Origin of the sequence: Liquorilactobacillus oeni DSM 19972, assembly GCF_001436275.1 — a bacterium.
Taxonomy (GTDB): Bacteria; Bacillota; Bacilli; order Lactobacillales; family Lactobacillaceae; genus Liquorilactobacillus; species Liquorilactobacillus oeni.
The window spans coordinates 753,641-769,903 of sequence record NZ_AZEH01000039.1 but is presented as its reverse complement, the minus strand read 5'-3'; the positions used below and the strand labels follow the sequence as shown (position 1 = coordinate 769,903).

The window sequence follows — 16,263 nt, the reverse complement described above, 5'->3', positions numbered from 1 at the left end:
TGTTTAAAGAAAGAGGGAAGGAATTTGGTACAAAACAAAATAGTGATCCAAGGAGCCCGTGCACATAATTTGAAAAATATTAACGTCACTATACCTAAAAATAAGCTAGTCGTGATTACTGGGTTGTCTGGATCTGGAAAAAGCTCTTTAGCTTTTGACACGCTATATGCTGAAGGTCAGCGTCGTTATGTTGAGAGTTTGTCAGCTTATGCGAGGCAGTTTTTAGGGCAGATGGATAAACCTGATGTTGATTCGATTGATGGCCTCTCACCTGCAATTTCTATTGATCAAAAAACAACTTCTAAAAATCCCCGTTCAACTGTAGGGACAGTAACTGAGATAAATGACTATTTGAGGCTTTTGTGGGCACGTGTGGGGACTCCGTTTTGTCCTAATGATGGACATGAAATAACAAGCCAATCTCCGGAACAGATGGTAGATCGAGTGCTCAAGCTTCCTGATAGAACTAAGGTGCAAATTCTTTCTCCAATTATTCGTGAAAAAAAAGGACAGCATAAAAAAATTTTTGAGAAAATTAAACGTGATGGTTTTGTACGTGTACGCGTTGATGATGAGCTGCATGATATTGAAGAAAAAATTGAACTTGATAAAAATAAAAAACATTCAATTGAAGTAGTTGTGGATCGTCTTATTATCAAGGATGGTATCCGTTCACGCCTTTTTGATTCTTTTGAAGCTGCTTTGAGGCTTTCCGATGGTTATGCTAACGTGGATGTGATTGGCAATGAACCGCTGCAGTTTTCCGAAAACTTTTCTTGTCCTTACTGTGGATTTACTATCGGTGAACTTGAACCGCGTTTATTTTCATTTAATGCTCCATTTGGCGCTTGTCCTGATTGTGACGGCTTAGGCATCAAACTTGAAGTTGACCGTGATCTGGTTATACCGGATCCTGCAAAGTCTTTGGCTCAAGGAGCAATTGAACCTTGGAATCCGATTAGTTCACAGTATTACCCGTCGTTATTGGCACAGGCTTGCAGCGCTTTTGGAATTGATATGAGGGTTCCTTTTGAAGAACTTGAAGACGGCCAGCAAAATCTTGTTTTATATGGAGCAAAGGAACAAACATTTCATTTTCATTATGAAAATGACTTTGGCGGAGTAAGAGATGTTGAAGCTCAATTTGAAGGAGTGATTCCTAACATTCAGCGCCGCTACCATGAAACAAACAGTGACTTTACCCGTGATGTAATGCGCAAATATATGACAAGTTTAACTTGTCAAACTTGTCATGGCTACCGTTTGAACAGAAAAGCACTAGCAGTAAAAATTAATGGGAAACATATAGGAGAAGTTTCTGACTTTAACATTGCGGAAGCACTTGCCTTTTTCAAAGAACTTAGTTTTAGTGCGCAAGATGAAAAAATTGCACGTCCTATTTTAAAAGAAATCAAAGATCGCTTAACTTTTCTGATAAATGTAGGACTTTCATATTTGACATTAAGCCGCTCTGCAAGAACACTTTCTGGAGGAGAAGCACAAAGGATCAGGTTGGCAACGCAAATTGGATCTAATCTCTCTGGAGTATTGTACATTTTAGATGAACCTTCTATTGGTCTACATCAAAGAGATAATGATCGGTTGATTGCTTCTTTAAAGAAAATGCGGGATCTGGGTAATACGCTGATTGTGGTAGAACATGATGAAGATACGATGAGAGCTGCAGATTATTTGATTGATATTGGTCCAGGAGCAGGCAGTAATGGCGGTCAGGTAATGGCTGCAGGAACTCCTAAACAAGTTGCCCGTAGCAGTAAATCGTTAACTGGACAATATCTCTCAGGTAAAAAATTTATTCCTGTTCCTGCTAAAAGACGCCTAGGAAATGGGAAAGCAGTAAGAATAATTGGTGCAGCTTCAAATAATTTAAAAAAAATTGATGTTTCCTTTCCGTTAGGGACTTTTATTGCAGTGACAGGAGTTTCTGGTTCTGGTAAATCAACCTTGGTTAATCTGATATTAAAACGTGCTTTGGCTCAGAAACTAAATGGGAATTCAGAAAAGCCGGGGCGTTTTAAACAGCTTTTGGGTGCTGAGAACTTGGAAAAAGTTGTTAACATTGACCAAAGTCCGATTGGACGTACTCCGCGTAGCAACCCTGCAACTTATACTAGTGTTTTTGACGATGTTCGTGAGCTTTTTGCACAAACCAATGCAGCTAAAATGCGTGGTTACGGCAAGGGAAGATTCAGCTTTAATGTTAAAGGCGGCCGTTGCGAATCTTGCAAGGGTGATGGAATTATTAAGATTGAGATGAACTTTTTACCAGATGTATATGTTCCCTGCGAGATTTGTCACGGAGCACGGTATAATTCAGAAACACTTGAGATCGAATATAAAGGGAAAAATATTGCCGATATTTTAGATATGACTGTACAAGATGCTCTAGATTTTTTTGGTGCAATTCCTAAAATAAAACGTAAACTGCAAACGATTGTTGATGTAGGATTGGGTTATGTTAAATTGGGACAGCCTGCAACAACTTTATCTGGTGGCGAAGCCCAGAGAATGAAACTTGCCTCTGAACTTCATCGTAAGTCTAACGGTAAAAATTTCTACATTTTAGATGAGCCCACAACTGGACTCCATACTGCTGATATCGAAAAATTATTAGATGTTTTGCAAAGGCTCGTAGATAATGGAAATACAGTTTTAGTAATTGAACATAACCTAGATGTAATTAAATGTGCTGATTATTTAATCGACCTTGGTCCTGAAGGTGGCGAAGGCGGCGGAAAAATAGTTGCAGCCGGTACGCCTGAAAAAGTCGAAAAAAATTCAGGCAGTTATACTGGAAAATATCTGCATCGGGTTTTAGAAAGACAGCGAGAACATTGATACTCTTGCATTTTTTCTTTGAAATGCTTAAAGTAGATTTAAAAGATGAATTTAAAAAAAGGAGTGTTTGGTAATGGCTAAAGTTGAAAGTTTTACTTTGGATCATACAGCAGTTAAGGCCCCATATGTACGTTTAATCACAGTTGAAAAGGGCAAAAAGGGTGATCAGATTTCAAATTATGATTTGCGTTTGGTCCAGCCAAATGAAAATGCAATTCCAACTGCTGGATTACATACCATTGAACATATGCTGGCTGGTTATCTGCGTGACCGTCTTGATGGTGTAATTGATTGTTCTCCATTTGGATGCCGAACAGGTTTTCACTTAATTGTCTGGGGTGAACATGATACTGTTGAAGTTGCAAAGGCTTTGAAGGGTGCGTTAGAGCAAATTACAAAATCAAGTTGGGATGATGTCCAAGGAACGGATATTAGGAGCTGCGGTAATTATCGTGATCATTCTCTTTTTTCTGCAAAAGAATGGTGTAAAAAAATACTTGGTGAAGGCATCTCTTCAGATCCGTTTACACGCAAAGTGGTTGAATAAAGATTAGTAAAAAATTTTCTAAAAAGGGGCTGTGACAAAGCTTTGGTTTTGTCGCGGCCCTAATTTTATCATTGCTTTTGTTTTTTGTGTTTATGGTTATCTTTTAAGTGTGCCGTAATGGAAAACTTGAATGTTTGATTTTAAACTTTGTGTGAAAAAGCAAGAAATGTTATTTTTGCAAGGCAGATAAATTAAGAGTTTATCACAAAATGAAATTAAAAATATAATTATGACACACCCGGTGTGCTATAATTGTGAAAAGAACCTGAGATGGGGGACTGGTAATGGGAAAACAACTGAAGCTTGTTGTGATTACGGGAATGAGCGGAGCAGGTAAAACAGTGGCAGTTCAGAGCTTTGAAGATCTGGGATACTTCTGTATTGATAATATGCCACCAACTCTTTTGCCTAAATTCTGGGAGTTGGTACGCGAATCAGGTAAAATTGACAAAGTCGCTTTAGTAATTGATTTACGTTCGCGCGCTTTTTACGATGAAATTATTGAGATGTTACGCAATCTGGGAAGCGATGGCTTAATTGATGCAAAAATTCTCTTTTTAGATGCTTCTGATGAAGAGCTGGTGGCTCGGTATAAAGAGACAAGAAGGTCGCATCCTCTGGCAATGGAGGGGCGTCTTATGGACGGTATTAAATTAGAACGAGACCTTTTGAAAGATATTAAATTAAAGGCACAACTTGTTGTAGATACCAGTAAACTTACGCCGCGACAGTTACGCGAAGAAATTTTTCATAACTTTGATGTTAGCAAATCATCTTCTTTCCATGTTGAGATACTCTCTTTTGGTTTCAAATATGGACTTCCGATTGATGCTGATATTGTGATGGACGTTAGATTTTTACCTAATCCATACTACATTGCATCATTGAAAAACAAAACTGGTCTTGACCAATCTGTCTACGATTACGTAATGGATTCTGACAAAACGACTATTTTTTATCAGCAGTTTATGACACTGCTGCGTAACATTATTCCTGGGTATAAAAAGGAAGGTAAAACCAGTCTCACGATTGCAATCGGCTGTACAGGTGGACAGCACCGTTCGGTAGCACTTGCTGAAAGAATAGGCAAAGCGCTTGATGAAGATTATCCGGTAAGAATTTCTCATCGTGATGTAAAGAAAAGAAAGGAGACGTCAAATCGATCATGAAAAGACAGGGGAATAATCAAAATCAGCCTCCACGAATTGTTGTGATTGGTGGAGGAACTGGACTTCCTGTCATTTTAAAAGCTTTGCATAAAAAAAATGCTGATGTGACAGCGATTGTTACAGTTGCAGATGATGGCGGGTCATCCGGCGTTATCCGAGATTATATTAACGTTGTACCGCCAGGAGATATTCGTAACGTTTTAGTAGCACTTTCGGATATGCCGCAGATCTACAAAAAAATTTTTCAATACCGTTTTGTTTCAACAGATCAATTTTTTTCAGGACATGCGATTGGTAACTTAATTATTGCGGCGTTATCTGAGATGAATGATAATGGAATTTTTTATGCTGTTCAGGAACTTTCTAAAATGATGAACGTTGAGGGCCATGTTTTTCCTGCTTCTAATGAACCACTTGTTTTGAATGCTCGATTCTCAGACGGTACAGTTATAGCTGGAGAATCTGAAATTTCGGCGGCAGCAAAAACGATTGAAAGAGCATGGGTTTCAGGAATGAATGAAAATGTACCGCATGCTGTAAATGAAGTAATCTCTGCTATTATGGAAGCAGATCAAATTGTACTAGGCCCAGGAAGCTTGTTTACAAGCATTTTGCCCAATTTGATGATTTCAAATTTGGGAAAAGCTGTCTGCAAAACAAAAGCTGAAGTAATTTATATTTGTAATATTATGACGCAAAAGGGGGAGACTGAACGTTTTTCAGATGCTGATCATGTCCGTGTGTTGAATAAACACATGGGTAAAAAATTCATTGATACGGTTTTGGTAAATACGGAAACAGTTCCTAAAAAATATATGGATTATCAAAAAAATGGCGAGTACTTGTATCAAGTTAAACATGATTTTAATGGTTTACGAAAAGAAGGATGCCGAGTAATTTCCAACAATTTTTTGAGATTGCAAAATCATGGTGTTTTTCATAATGGTCCACAGGTTGTAGATGAATTGCTGCGCTTAACAGGAAGGCCGTTGTCATGGTTTGATGATGAGTGTAATTAAGGTCTTTAAAAGGGGGGAGTTCCATTGTCATATGCTAGTGATGTAAAAAAAGAACTTACGACTTTGGAAGTTCACTTTGGAAATGCGAAAGCAGAGTTAATGGCGTTGATTAGAATGAACGGGGCTTTGAGTATTGTTAAGCATCATTTCATTCTTAATGTTCAAACAGAAAATCCAGCAATAGCTCGCAGAATCTATAAACTGCTAAAAAAGTTTTACGATGTTGAAAGTGAATTGCTCGTCAGACGTAAAATGAAACTCAAAAAAAATAATTTATACATTGTACGTTTAAAAAAAGGCAGCGAATCAATATTAAGGGATTTAGGAGTTCTAGATCATTATGAGTTGCGAACAACAGTAAATCTTGGCTTGCTTAATGATGATGCTAAAGTCCGTTCTTATTTACGGGGAGCTTTTTTAGCAGCCGGTTCGGTAAATAATCCAGAAACAAGCAGATACCATTTGGAAATTTATTCTCTTTACGAGGAACAAAATGATGCTATCTGTCAATTAACCAATCGTTACGGGCTTAATGCACGTAAAACTGAAAGACGCAGCGGCTATATTACTTATCTTAAAGAAGCTGAAAAAATTGCTGATTTTTTGTCCTTAATAGGAGCAACAAATGCGATGCTTAAATTTGAAGATATTCGGATTGTAAGGGATATGCGGAATTCTGTTAACCGGATTGTTAATTGTGAAAATGCAAATATGAATAAGGTGGCTGATGCTGCAAATTCTCAAATCGAAAACATTAAGTATATTGACGACCGTTTAGGGCTTAACAAGCTTCCTCCTAAACTACAAGATGTTGCCAGAACAAGGATAATGAATCCTGAAGTTAGCTTAAAAGAATTAGGTGAGATGGTTTCAGGAGGCCCTATTTCAAAGTCGGGAATTAATCATCGGTTACGTAAAATAAACGAGTTGGCAAATCGATTGCGTAACGGGATGGAAGTATAATAATAATCAGTTAAGGGGAATATTAGTGTACCAAAAGTAATACCAGATTTTTAGAATATAAAAAAGACTGCGATTACTTTCTCACAGTCTTTTTTATATTCGCTTAGCAATGCCTTGTTTAGTTAACGTGAGGTTATTTAATATCTTTCTTATTCTTCATGATCCCATCGATCAAACCATAATCGACAGCTTCTGAAGCTGTCATGAATTTATCACGTTCAGTATCACGATTAATTGTTTCAACGTCTTGGCCAGAACTTTCAGCTAAAATTTTATTAATCAGCTTTCTGGTTCTTAAAATGTGCTCAGCAGCAATATTAATTTCCGTTGCTTGACCCTGCGCACCACCTAGAGGTTGATGGATTAAGATTTCTGAATTTGGCAAAGCAAAACGTTTTCCCTTTTTACCAGCAGTAGCAAGTACACTTGCCATTGAAGCTGCCATTCCCATTACGATTGTCTGGACGTCAGCTTTAACAAAATTCATAGTATCGTAAATTGCCAAGCCGGCTGAGACGCTCCCACCTGGAGAATTGATATAAATAGAGATGTCTCTTTCAGAGTCTTGTGCATCTAAAAAGAGCAGCTGCGCAATAATTGCGTTAGCCATATCATCATTTACCTCACCTGAAAGCATGATAATCCGGTCTTTCAAAAGTCGAGAATAGATATCATAAGCACGCTCTCCGCGAGATGATTGTTCAATTACTGTAGGGACTAGATTCATGAACTGAAACCTCCTTGAATTAATTAAATGACGTTATTAGTTTAGCACCCTAACGTCTGTATTGCTAGTTTAATCCCTTGGTCAAAAAAGGTCAAACAAAAAGTATGCTACGAATAGTTTAAAACAGCTGCTTGAATTAAGAAGGTAAAGCAGCTAGCTATGTTAGGCAAAGCCAAAAAACTATTAATTGGGTTTAAAAAATGTTATAATAAAATCACATTGAGCATTATTTAATTTACAAATCAGTATTAAGTTTATTGACCTTTCATATAAAGGGGCACAGTTTTGGAGCTGTAACAACCCTGTAGAGGTAGGGGCAGAGTTTTGAAAGTTAGAATTTAACTTTGGTTTTTGTAATAAAATTTAGCGGAAGTTTAATGTAATTAGCTTAATTAGAGGGCGTCGTACTAATGTATGGCGCCTTTGTCCATCATAAGGAAGTGAAAATATTGGCAAAAGTTTTAGAGAATTTAAAATTGATTATTGGGAATGAAACAGAATTTTGTGTATATATTGGAACTACGAATGAAGATTCTGAAGAGGAATCGGCTGAGACTAAATACAAAGGAAACGGTCATCTTGTGATAGTTAGTGATAATAATCCAGAAATAAGCACAATTGAGCATTCAGATGGAACAACATTCAATATCAGACCTGATATGACTATTTCAAGAATCTCTGTAAAAGATTCTTATCGAATGGACAATGTAAAATATGATGATATAAAACAAGATATTGTAAAGGAAAATGCTCTTTAAATTTGACTATTCAAAAAAATAAACCAACCGTGTATAGTTGGTTTATTTTTTGTTAAGGAATATTCCCAAACTTTGGGACACACGCAAACTTTCTAACATTTTAAAAATAGTTTTTTAAAATTATGCGAATCCTTATATTGGGTGTCTTAAAAGGATACGTTATAAAGCATTTAAATAAGGGGTATCTTTAAAATTGGAGTACCGATATAAATGATAGAGCTTGATAAAATTTACAAACATTCGGTTGCAAACCTAGTTTTATAAATTACAAATATCCTTCTGGTTTACCTAGCACAATTTTGATGAAGGCGTTCTTGTTGACTATACAATTACTGTGTTTATTTGGTTCAATAGAATATTTTTACATTTTAGTAATGCTAATTGTAAAAAACTATTGCTTATTTGAGCAGCAGCTAGCTTTAATTAAAAAAAAATAGATAAATTTGAGATCGTCAATAATGAGCAGGTTGCTTTGGGCGGCCTATTTTTTTATGTTTGAATGATACAGCAATTTGGGTTTATCATGGTTTTGAATTATGACCAATAATATAGACAGCCATAGTTGGCATATTTTTTGCTAGATGTTAAAATTAAGATGTAGTTATGAAATTGCTTACAAGAAGCAATAAAAAAGAATATTAATTACTCAGTGTTCTAAGTATGCTGTGTGATGAACAATAAATGATTATTTCATAATTTACATTAATTAAAAAAGGATAGTGGTTAATGTTATTTAAAAGTTTAAAAAGCTTTTATTATCAAGCTAAAGCCTTCATTGCTACTCGTTTCATACTAAAAATGCGCCACGTGGGAGTCGAACCCACATTACAAGAACCGGAATCTTGCGTGCGATCCATTACACTAGCGGCGCAATACTCTTTATATTTTAACGGAATTATTCTAATTATACAAGTTAAAAAAGCAGGTGAACCAAATTGGCGTTTGAACAAGGCTTTGGACAAGAGCAAAAGCAGGTACAAAAATTAGCAATGACGCAACAGATGCAACAATCTTTGCAGGTCCTGCGTTACGGTATTGAAGATCTTCATAATTTTTTATCTCAAAAGCAGCTTGATAATCCTTTTATTATTATCAAAGGTAGCCTAAATTATGGAGAGAAATCTACAATTGCTGATTTCCATGCAGAAGAGACTACCTTGAAATCTCCCCAGCATAAACAGCAATCACTTTTTGATTACTTGTTATCACAGGTGCATTTGACAATGAGAAAAACTGTATTGCGGGGTTGGGTTGTTTTTTTGATAGACCATCTTGACACTAATGGCTATTTATCTATTGATTTGGACGAAATTATTTCACAAACGAAAGTTGATAAAACTACTTTGGCAGACGCTTTAACCTTGCTGCAGCAGTTAGACCCACCCGGCGTTGGTGCTCGTAATCTGCAGGAATGTTTGTTACTTCAAATTGAAAATGATGATGCAGCTCTCCCAGAGGCTAGAGAGATTATTATGAAGGCTTTTAAGAAATTTGCAAACCACAAATGGAATGAAATTACCCGGGAATTCAATATTAAATTATCAAAAATTCAAGAAGTGGCGGACTATGTTAAAACACTATCACCAGCGCCAGGAGGAGCATTTGGAAGTGATGATATCGGATACGTTTATCCAGATCTTATAATAAAAAGAGCAGAAGCAACTGGAAAGCTTGAGTTAGCTGTTACAAAGAAGTCTTATCCCGTGGTTCTTTTCAATAAAAAATATTATGCACAGTTAGAAAAAATGCCTGATAAGGATTTGAAAAAATTTTTACAGCTTAAAAGAAATGAATACCTTGAAATGGTAAACGACCTCGAACAAAGGGGCAAAACTATTGAACGAGTCGGGCAAGTTATTTTGGAACATCAGCAAGATTTTTTTACAGGGAAGAATCACTCTTTAAAGCCTCTGCTGTTTCGGGATGTTGCACACCGGCTTCAGTTGCATGAGTCTACTATCAGCAGAGCTGTTAATGGGAAATATCTGAAATGTGATTTGGGAATTTTTGAACTTCGCTACTTTTTTAAGAAACCGGTGACGGCAAGTAATGAAAAAGATGACTTGTCGGCTGATGCTATTCAATCACAGATCAAGGCATTTATAGATGCAGAGGAAAAAAGTTCGCCGCTTTCTGACAGTAAGATTACCGTTTTGCTTCATGCTAACGGCGTTAACATTTCACGTAGAACAGTTGCAAAATATCGAGAGCAGCTCTTACTACCATCTTCAACAAAAAGAAAACGATATTTAAATTAATAGTATTTTTTAGAGTAACAGAGTTAAAAAGCTTAAAGTTCGCTCTTAATTAGAATTCCTTGAACTTTTATTTTTATTGTTCGGAATTTCGTGCTAAAACGTTTTGATTTTTTATGTTATAGGCCTTTAACATTAATCTTATGCTTGAAGCCCGCGACTTGCACAAATACAAATTTATTGCTATAATTCTAAGCGTGGTAAGGGTATGAGAACAGTTGAGAATACATTGTTGTTGTGCTTTGTTTTTTTGGGTTTGCTGGGTCGCTATACGACACGGCTGGACGCTAATTGACCCGCTAGGAAGGAAAATATGATGCACCAGGAATTTGAATGGATAGAAGAGATTGCTCCGGATATGGTTGAAATAGTAGCCCAACGGTATACAATCTTGCGTTATATTTTTTGGACTGGTCCTGTAGGAAGACGGACTTTGTCACAAGAACTTGGATTTACGGAACGTTTTTTAAGAACTGAAACCGATTTTTTGAAGCGCCAAGGATTACTTGCTACTACACGTTCGGGTATGATCATCACTATAAAAGGGCGAGAGGTTATTCAGGGATTACGTGGAATAATGGACCAATTGGCAGGAATACGGCAGTTGGAAAAGAAACTTGCTTCTTTTTTAGGAATTGATCGTTGCTTTATCGTAGCGGGTGATTCTGATGAACAAAAGAAGGTTATTGGTTCTATGGGTAAACTGGTCGATGAGTCTCTGGAGGCTTTACTCCCTGAAGGAAGAAACGTTATCGCAGTGATGGGTGGAACAACAATGGCAACGGTTGCTGATTGTTTAACACCGCATCTTGCTGAAAAACGTGAGTTGCTTTTTGTGCCTGCTCGTGGTGGCCTAGGTGAGTCTCCGCAAATTCAGGCAAATAACGTCAGTGCAAAGATGGCTCTGAGAACTGGCGGAAAGCATCGTGCATTATATGTTCCTGAGCAGTTGAGCGAGGAAGCGTATGAGCCTTTACTGAAAGAACCTTCTATTCAAAAAGTGATTAGTCTTATTCGTAATAGCGACGCTGTGATTCACAGTGTAGGCGATGCGCTTGAGATGGCTGAGCGGAGAGGAATGTCTGCTCAGGTAATTGCAATGTTACGCAGAACTCATGCTGTTGGAGAAGCTTTTGGCTATTTCTTTGATGAAGAAGGTAAAATAGTGTATAAGATCCCGCGTATTGGACTTCAACTAGAGGATCTCACTAAAATGGAATGTGTGATCGCAGTTGCTGGTGGCTTTTCAAAGTCTAAAGCAATTGCAGCATATATGAAACATGCTCCACGTCAAACCTGTTTGGTAACTGATGCTGGAGCAGCAAATTCGATTTTAAAAAAGTAGTGTTTAAATACACACTTTTTAAAATAAATTTTTATTTCCTAAAGGAGGAAATTTTAGTATGACTACTAAAGTAGGTATTAATGGTTTTGGCCGTATTGGCCGTTTAGCATTCCGTCGTATTGCTGAAACTTCAGAAGGTTTGGAAGTTGTTGCTATCAACGATTTGACTTCTCCAGCTATGCTGGCACATCTTTTGAAATACGATACAGCTCATGGGCGCTTCGATGCTGAAATCTCTGCTACAGACAATGCACTTGTTGTTAACGGCAAAGAAATTCCTGTATACGCTGAAGCAGATGCACGTAACATTCCTTGGGTTAAGAACGATGGTGTTGAATTAGTTCTTGAATCAACTGGTTTTTATACTTCAGAAGAAAAAGCTTCAGCACATATCGATGCTGGTGCTAAGAAGGTTCTTATCTCTGCACCTGCTGGTGCCCTTAAGACAATCGTTTACGGTGTTAACGATAATGAAATTACTGCTGACGACAAGATTGTTTCTGCTGCTTCATGTACAACAAACTGCTTGGCTCCTTTAGCAAAGGCTGTAAATGATGCATTCGGTATCAAAGCTGGTACAATGACAACAATCCATGCTTATACAGCTACACAGAAATTACAAGATGGCCCAGATCGTAAGGGTAACGTTCGTAATGCACGTGCTGCTGCAGAAAATACAATTCCTCATTCAACAGGTGCTGCTAAAGCAATCGGTTTGGTTGTTCCTGAATTGAAGGGCAAATTGGATGGACATGCACAACGTGTTCCAGTTATTACAGGTTCATTGACAGAATTAGTAACAACTCTTAACAAAGAAGTTACTGCTGATGAAGTTAACGAAGCTGTTAAGAAAGTTACAGAAGGTAACGCATCATTCGGTTACAACAATGATGGCATCGTTTCTTCAGACGTTATCGGAACAACATTTGGTTCAGTATTTGACCCTACACAAACACAAGTTGTTGGTAAGGGCGAAGGACAAGTTATTAAAACTGTTGCTTGGTATGATAACGAATCTGGTTTTACAGCACAAATGATCCGTACACTGGAAAAATTTGCTAGCTTACTTTAAGATTTAGCTGACGCTAAGTTGATAAGCAATTGTAAGTCATCGAGGCGGGGGGAGGCAATACTCTCTTCGCCTTTTATTTTTAAAAAATGGAGGTTTACCATCAATGGCTAAATTAACTGTTTCAGATTTAGATGTAAAAGGTAAGAAAGTTCTAATTCGTGTAGACTTTAATGTTCCTATTAAAAACGGTGTGATCGGAAATGATAACCGAATTGTCGCAGCACTTCCAACAATCAAGTACGTGACTGAAAATGGTGGCAAGGCAATTTTATTCTCTCATCTTGGTCGTGTAAAAAAAGAAGAGGACAAGAAGGAACTTTCTTTGCGTCCAGTTGCTGAACGTCTGGCTGATTTAATTAAGAAGCCGGTTACTTTTGTACCTGCTACGCATGGTCCACAATTGGAAGAAGCAATCGATAAATTGAGTGATGGTGATATTCTTCTTGTTGAAAACACTCGTTTTGAAGATCTTGATGGTAAAAAAGAATCAGGGAATGATCCTGAGTTAGGCAAGTACTGGGCATCCTTAGGCGACGTTTTTGTTAACGATGCCTTTGGAACAGCACATCGTTCACATGCTTCGAATGTTGGTATTGCAAGTAACATTGACCAAGCTGCTGCAGGCTTCTTGCTTGAAAAAGAAATCAAGTTTTTGGGTAATGCTGTTGATAATCCGGTACACCCATTTGTCGCAATTCTTGGCGGTGCAAAGGTTTCCGACAAGATTGGAGTGATTGACCACCTTCTTGGCAAAGCTGATAAAATTATTATCGGTGGTGGGATGACCTACACTTTCTATGCTGCAAAGGGAATTGGAATTGGTAATTCTTTAGTTGAAAAAGATAAGGTTGAACTTGCTAAAGAAATTATTGAAAAGGCAGGAGATAAGCTGGTCTTGCCTGTGGATTCAGTAGTAGCGGAAAAATTTGCTAACGATGTTCCTAACAAGGTAGTTGAAAATGATATTCCTGATGGTTACATGGCTCTCGATATTGGGCCTAAATCAGTTGCGTTATTTGAAGATGTTTTAAAAGATGCTAAGACCGTTGTTTGGAACGGACCAATGGGTGTCTTTGAAATGAGCAACTATGCTAAGGGAACCCTCGAAGTAGGCAAGTTCCTTGGTACTTTAAAAGATGCAACAACAATTGTAGGTGGTGGAGATTCCACTGCTGCTGTACAGCAATTGGGTGTGGCTGATCAGTTAACTCATATTTCAACTGGTGGTGGAGCTTCTCTTGAATATCTTGAAGGTAAAACCCTTCCTGGAATTGCTGCCGTTTCTGAAAAATAATTACTGTCTCTAATTAAAATAGTTTACCATTGAGAGGATGATATTAGTGCGTACTCCAATTATTGCAGGTAACTGGAAAATGAACATGAATCCAGAACAGACTGCTGAATTTGTTAAAGCTGTTAAAAATGATCTTCCTGAAACAACAGAGGTTGAATCTGTAATTGCTGCTCCCGCAGTTGATCTTCCAGCATTATTAGAAAATGCAAAAGGGTCAAATCTTAAAGTTGCTGCTGAAAATTGCTACTTTGAAGATGATGGTGCATTTACAGGTGAAACTTCACCTAAAGTCCTTAAGGAAATGGGTGTTGACTATGTTGTGATCGGACATTCCGAGCGCAGAGGATATTTCCATGAAACAGATGAAGATATCAACAAAAAAGCACATGCTATCTTTAAAAACGGGCTTTTGCCAATTATTTGCTGTGGTGAATCACTTGAAACACGTGAAGCTAACAAGGCAAAAGATTGGGTTGAAGGACAGGTTACTGCAGCTCTTAAGGGGTTAACAGGTGAACAGGTTTCAAGTCTTGTAATTGCTTATGAACCAATCTGGGCAATTGGAACTGGTAAGACTGCTTCTGCGGATCAAGCTGAAGACATTTGCGCTGTTGTACGTAAAACTGTCGCAAAGCTTTATGACGAAACTGTAGCTGACAAAGTTCGTATCCAGTACGGTGGTTCTGTTAAACCTGCAAATGTTAAAGAGTTAATGGCCAAGAAAAATATCGACGGTGGTTTGGTTGGTGGAGCTTCATTAGTTCCAGAATCATATCTGCAATTGGTCAACTTCAACAAATAAAAATTTGTTGAAGTGAGAATTGAAAATTATCGGTAAAACCTCTAAAATAAGTTTGAGGTCAAACTCAAGTCAATCTAAAAACTCAAAGGAGAGTAAATTATGTCTAGTATTACAGAGATCTATGCACGTGAAGTCTTAGATTCACGTGGTAACCCAACAGTTGAAGCCGAAGTTTACACAGAAGCTGGTGCTTTTGGCCGTGGAATTGTTCCTTCAGGTGCATCTACTGGTGAACATGAAGCTGTTGAATTACGTGACGGTGACAAATCACGTTACATGGGCAAGGGTGTTACAAAGGCCGTTGCTAATGTTAACGATGTAATTGCAAAAGAAATCGTCGGCTATGAAGTAACAGATCAAGTTGCTATTGATAAGGCTATGATTGCTTTAGACGGTACACCGAATAAAGGTAAACTTGGTGCAAATGCTATCTTAGCAGTTTCAATTGCTGCTGCTCGTGCTGCTGCTGACGAATTACAAGTTCCTTTGTACAACTATTTGGGCGGTTTTAATGCACATGTTCTTCCAACACCTATGATGAATGTCATTAATGGTGGTGCACATTCAGATAACAAGGTTGACTTCCAAGAGTTTATGATCATGCCTGTTGGTGCAACTTCTGTTAAAGAAGCTATCCGTATGGGTTCAGAAACATTCCATAACTTGAAAAAACTTTTGGGTGATGCCGGCAAGGTAACTTCTGTTGGTGATGAAGGCGGATTTGCTCCTGATTTTGCAAATAACGAAGAACCATTACAATTTTTGATTGAAGCAATCGAAGCTGCTGGCTACAAACCAGGTAAAGAAGTTGCAATTGCAATCGATGTTGCTTCTTCAGAACTTTGGGATAACGAAACTGGCAAGTACAAATTACGTTGGTCAACAGGTGAAGAATTCACAACAGAAGAATTCATTGACTATCTTGAAGGGTTAACTGTTAAGTACCCGATTATTTCAATCGAAGATCCTATCGATGAAAACAACTGGGATGACTGGAAAGTTATTACAGATAAGCTTGGCAAGAAAGTTCAATTAGTCGGTGATGACTTCTTTGTTACAAATACTCAATACCTGAAAAAGGGTATTAAGATGGGTGCTGCTAACTCAATCCTTATCAAAGTTAACCAAATTGGTACTTTGACAGAGACTGTTGAAGCAATCGAAATGGCTAAGGAAGCTGGTTACACAGCTATCGTTTCTCATCGCTCAGGCGAAACTGAAGATACAACAATTGCTGATTTGGTTGTTGCTACAAATGCTGGGCAAATCAAGACTGGTTCAATGAGTCGTACTGATCGTATTGCTAAGTATAATCAATTGATGAGAATTGAAGACCAATTGGGCAAATCTGTTGCTCAATACAAGGGTATTCAGTCATTCTATAACTTGAGTGAACAAGCTCGCGAAGAAATTGAAAATAAGTAATTCATAAAAGCTTAAATAAATACTCAAA

13 protein-coding genes and 1 tRNA gene are annotated in these 16,263 nt (G+C 37.6%); 12 read left to right on the top strand and 2 right to left on the bottom strand.

The window, feature by feature from the left end; all coding sequences use genetic code 11:
* Nucleotides 1–24 precede the first annotated feature (24 nt).
* The 5 genes from uvrA to whiA all read left to right on the top strand — a co-directional run bounded on the left by uvrA (nt 25) and on the right by whiA (nt 6,557).
* On the top strand, nt 25–2,859 hold the full coding sequence (uvrA, locus tag FD46_RS08755; protein ID WP_057896769.1) for an excinuclease ABC subunit UvrA: 2,835 nt from the start codon (nt 25–27) through the stop codon (nt 2,857–2,859).
* 73 nt (nt 2,860–2,932) lie between these two features.
* Entirely contained in the window at nt 2,933–3,406 is a 474-nt protein-coding gene (locus FD46_RS08750; protein ID WP_057896768.1) for an S-ribosylhomocysteine lyase, read from the top strand.
* 284 nt (nt 3,407–3,690) lie between these two features.
* Entirely contained in the window at nt 3,691–4,575 is an 885-nt protein-coding gene (rapZ, locus tag FD46_RS08745; protein ID WP_057896767.1) for an RNase adapter RapZ, read from the top strand.
* Nucleotides 4,572–5,594, top strand: coding sequence for a gluconeogenesis factor YvcK family protein (locus FD46_RS08740; RefSeq protein WP_057896766.1), 1,023 nt, complete (start codon nt 4,572–4,574; stop codon nt 5,592–5,594). Before rapZ ends, FD46_RS08740 begins: the two co-directional genes overlap by 4 nt.
* Nucleotides 5,595–5,618: 24 nt before the next feature.
* Nucleotides 5,619–6,557 carry a DNA-binding protein WhiA gene (gene whiA / locus FD46_RS08735; protein ID WP_057896765.1) on the top strand — a complete coding sequence of 313 codons (939 nt, stop codon included), beginning with the start codon at nt 5,619–5,621 and terminating at the stop codon, nt 6,555–6,557.
* Between the two features lie 133 nt (nt 6,558–6,690).
* On the opposite strand, the gene clpP is transcribed toward whiA, so the two are convergent.
* Nucleotides 6,691–7,284, bottom strand: coding sequence for an ATP-dependent Clp endopeptidase proteolytic subunit ClpP (gene clpP, locus FD46_RS08730; protein ID WP_057896764.1), 594 nt, complete (start codon nt 7,282–7,284; stop codon nt 6,691–6,693).
* 449 nt (nt 7,285–7,733) lie between these two features.
* On the opposite strand from clpP, the gene FD46_RS08725 reads away from it, so the two are divergent.
* Nucleotides 7,734–8,042 (top strand): hypothetical protein, encoded by a 309-nt coding sequence (locus FD46_RS08725; RefSeq protein ID WP_157047106.1) that lies wholly within the window; start codon nt 7,734–7,736, stop codon nt 8,040–8,042.
* Between the two features lie 799 nt (nt 8,043–8,841).
* Here the strand turns inward: FD46_RS08725 and FD46_RS08720 are convergent.
* Nucleotides 8,842–8,913: transfer RNA gene (locus FD46_RS08720), tRNA-Arg, on the bottom strand.
* Nucleotides 8,914–8,977: 64 nt separating this feature from the next.
* On the opposite strand from FD46_RS08720, the gene rpoN reads away from it, so the two are divergent.
* The 6 genes from rpoN to eno all read left to right on the top strand — a co-directional run bounded on the left by rpoN (nt 8,978) and on the right by eno (nt 16,235).
* Nucleotides 8,978–10,300, top strand: coding sequence for an RNA polymerase factor sigma-54 (gene rpoN / locus FD46_RS08715; protein WP_083479407.1), 1,323 nt, complete (start codon nt 8,978–8,980; stop codon nt 10,298–10,300).
* A 313-nt stretch (nt 10,301–10,613) separates the two neighbouring features.
* Nucleotides 10,614–11,642 carry a sugar-binding transcriptional regulator gene (locus FD46_RS08710; RefSeq protein WP_057896879.1) on the top strand — a complete coding sequence of 343 codons (1,029 nt, stop codon included), beginning with the start codon at nt 10,614–10,616 and terminating at the stop codon, nt 11,640–11,642.
* A 58-nt stretch (nt 11,643–11,700) separates the two neighbouring features.
* Nucleotides 11,701–12,714: a type I glyceraldehyde-3-phosphate dehydrogenase gene (gene gap / locus FD46_RS08705; protein ID WP_057896762.1), complete on the top strand. Its 1,014-nt coding sequence runs from the start codon at nt 11,701–11,703 to the stop codon at nt 12,712–12,714.
* Nucleotides 12,715–12,817: 103 nt separating this feature from the next.
* A complete protein-coding gene (locus tag FD46_RS08700; protein WP_057896761.1) occupies nt 12,818–14,008 on the top strand; it encodes a phosphoglycerate kinase in 1,191 nt (396 codons plus the stop codon).
* A 46-nt stretch (nt 14,009–14,054) separates the two neighbouring features.
* The gene (tpiA, locus tag FD46_RS08695; protein ID WP_057896760.1) at nt 14,055–14,810 is read left to right on the top strand and encodes a triose-phosphate isomerase; all 756 of its coding nucleotides are present in this window, start codon (nt 14,055–14,057) and stop codon (nt 14,808–14,810) included.
* 99 nt (nt 14,811–14,909) lie between these two features.
* A complete protein-coding gene (eno, locus tag FD46_RS08690) occupies nt 14,910–16,235 on the top strand; it encodes a phosphopyruvate hydratase (protein WP_057896759.1) in 1,326 nt (441 codons plus the stop codon).
* Nucleotides 16,236–16,263 lie beyond the last annotated feature (28 nt).

Excerpts from the sequence above, each read along its gene's own strand:
- FD46_RS08700 (WP_057896761.1), top strand. The coding sequence starts at position 12,818 with ATGGCTAAATTAACTGTTTCAGATTTAGATGTAAAAGGTAAGAAAGTT.
- FD46_RS08750 (WP_057896768.1), top strand. The coding sequence starts at position 2,933 with ATGGCTAAAGTTGAAAGTTTTACTTTGGATCATACAGCAGTTAAGGCC.
- FD46_RS08710 (WP_057896879.1), top strand. The coding sequence starts at position 10,614 with ATGCACCAGGAATTTGAATGGATAGAAGAGATTGCTCCGGATATGGTT.
- FD46_RS08740 (WP_057896766.1), top strand. The coding sequence starts at position 4,572 with ATGAAAAGACAGGGGAATAATCAAAATCAGCCTCCACGAATTGTTGTG.
- rapZ (WP_057896767.1), top strand. The coding sequence starts at position 3,691 with ATGGGAAAACAACTGAAGCTTGTTGTGATTACGGGAATGAGCGGAGCA.
- gap (WP_057896762.1), top strand. The coding sequence starts at position 11,701 with ATGACTACTAAAGTAGGTATTAATGGTTTTGGCCGTATTGGCCGTTTA.
- clpP (WP_057896764.1), bottom strand. The coding sequence starts at position 7,284 with ATGAATCTAGTCCCTACAGTAATTGAACAATCATCTCGCGGAGAGCGT.
- eno (WP_057896759.1), top strand. The coding sequence starts at position 14,910 with ATGTCTAGTATTACAGAGATCTATGCACGTGAAGTCTTAGATTCACGT.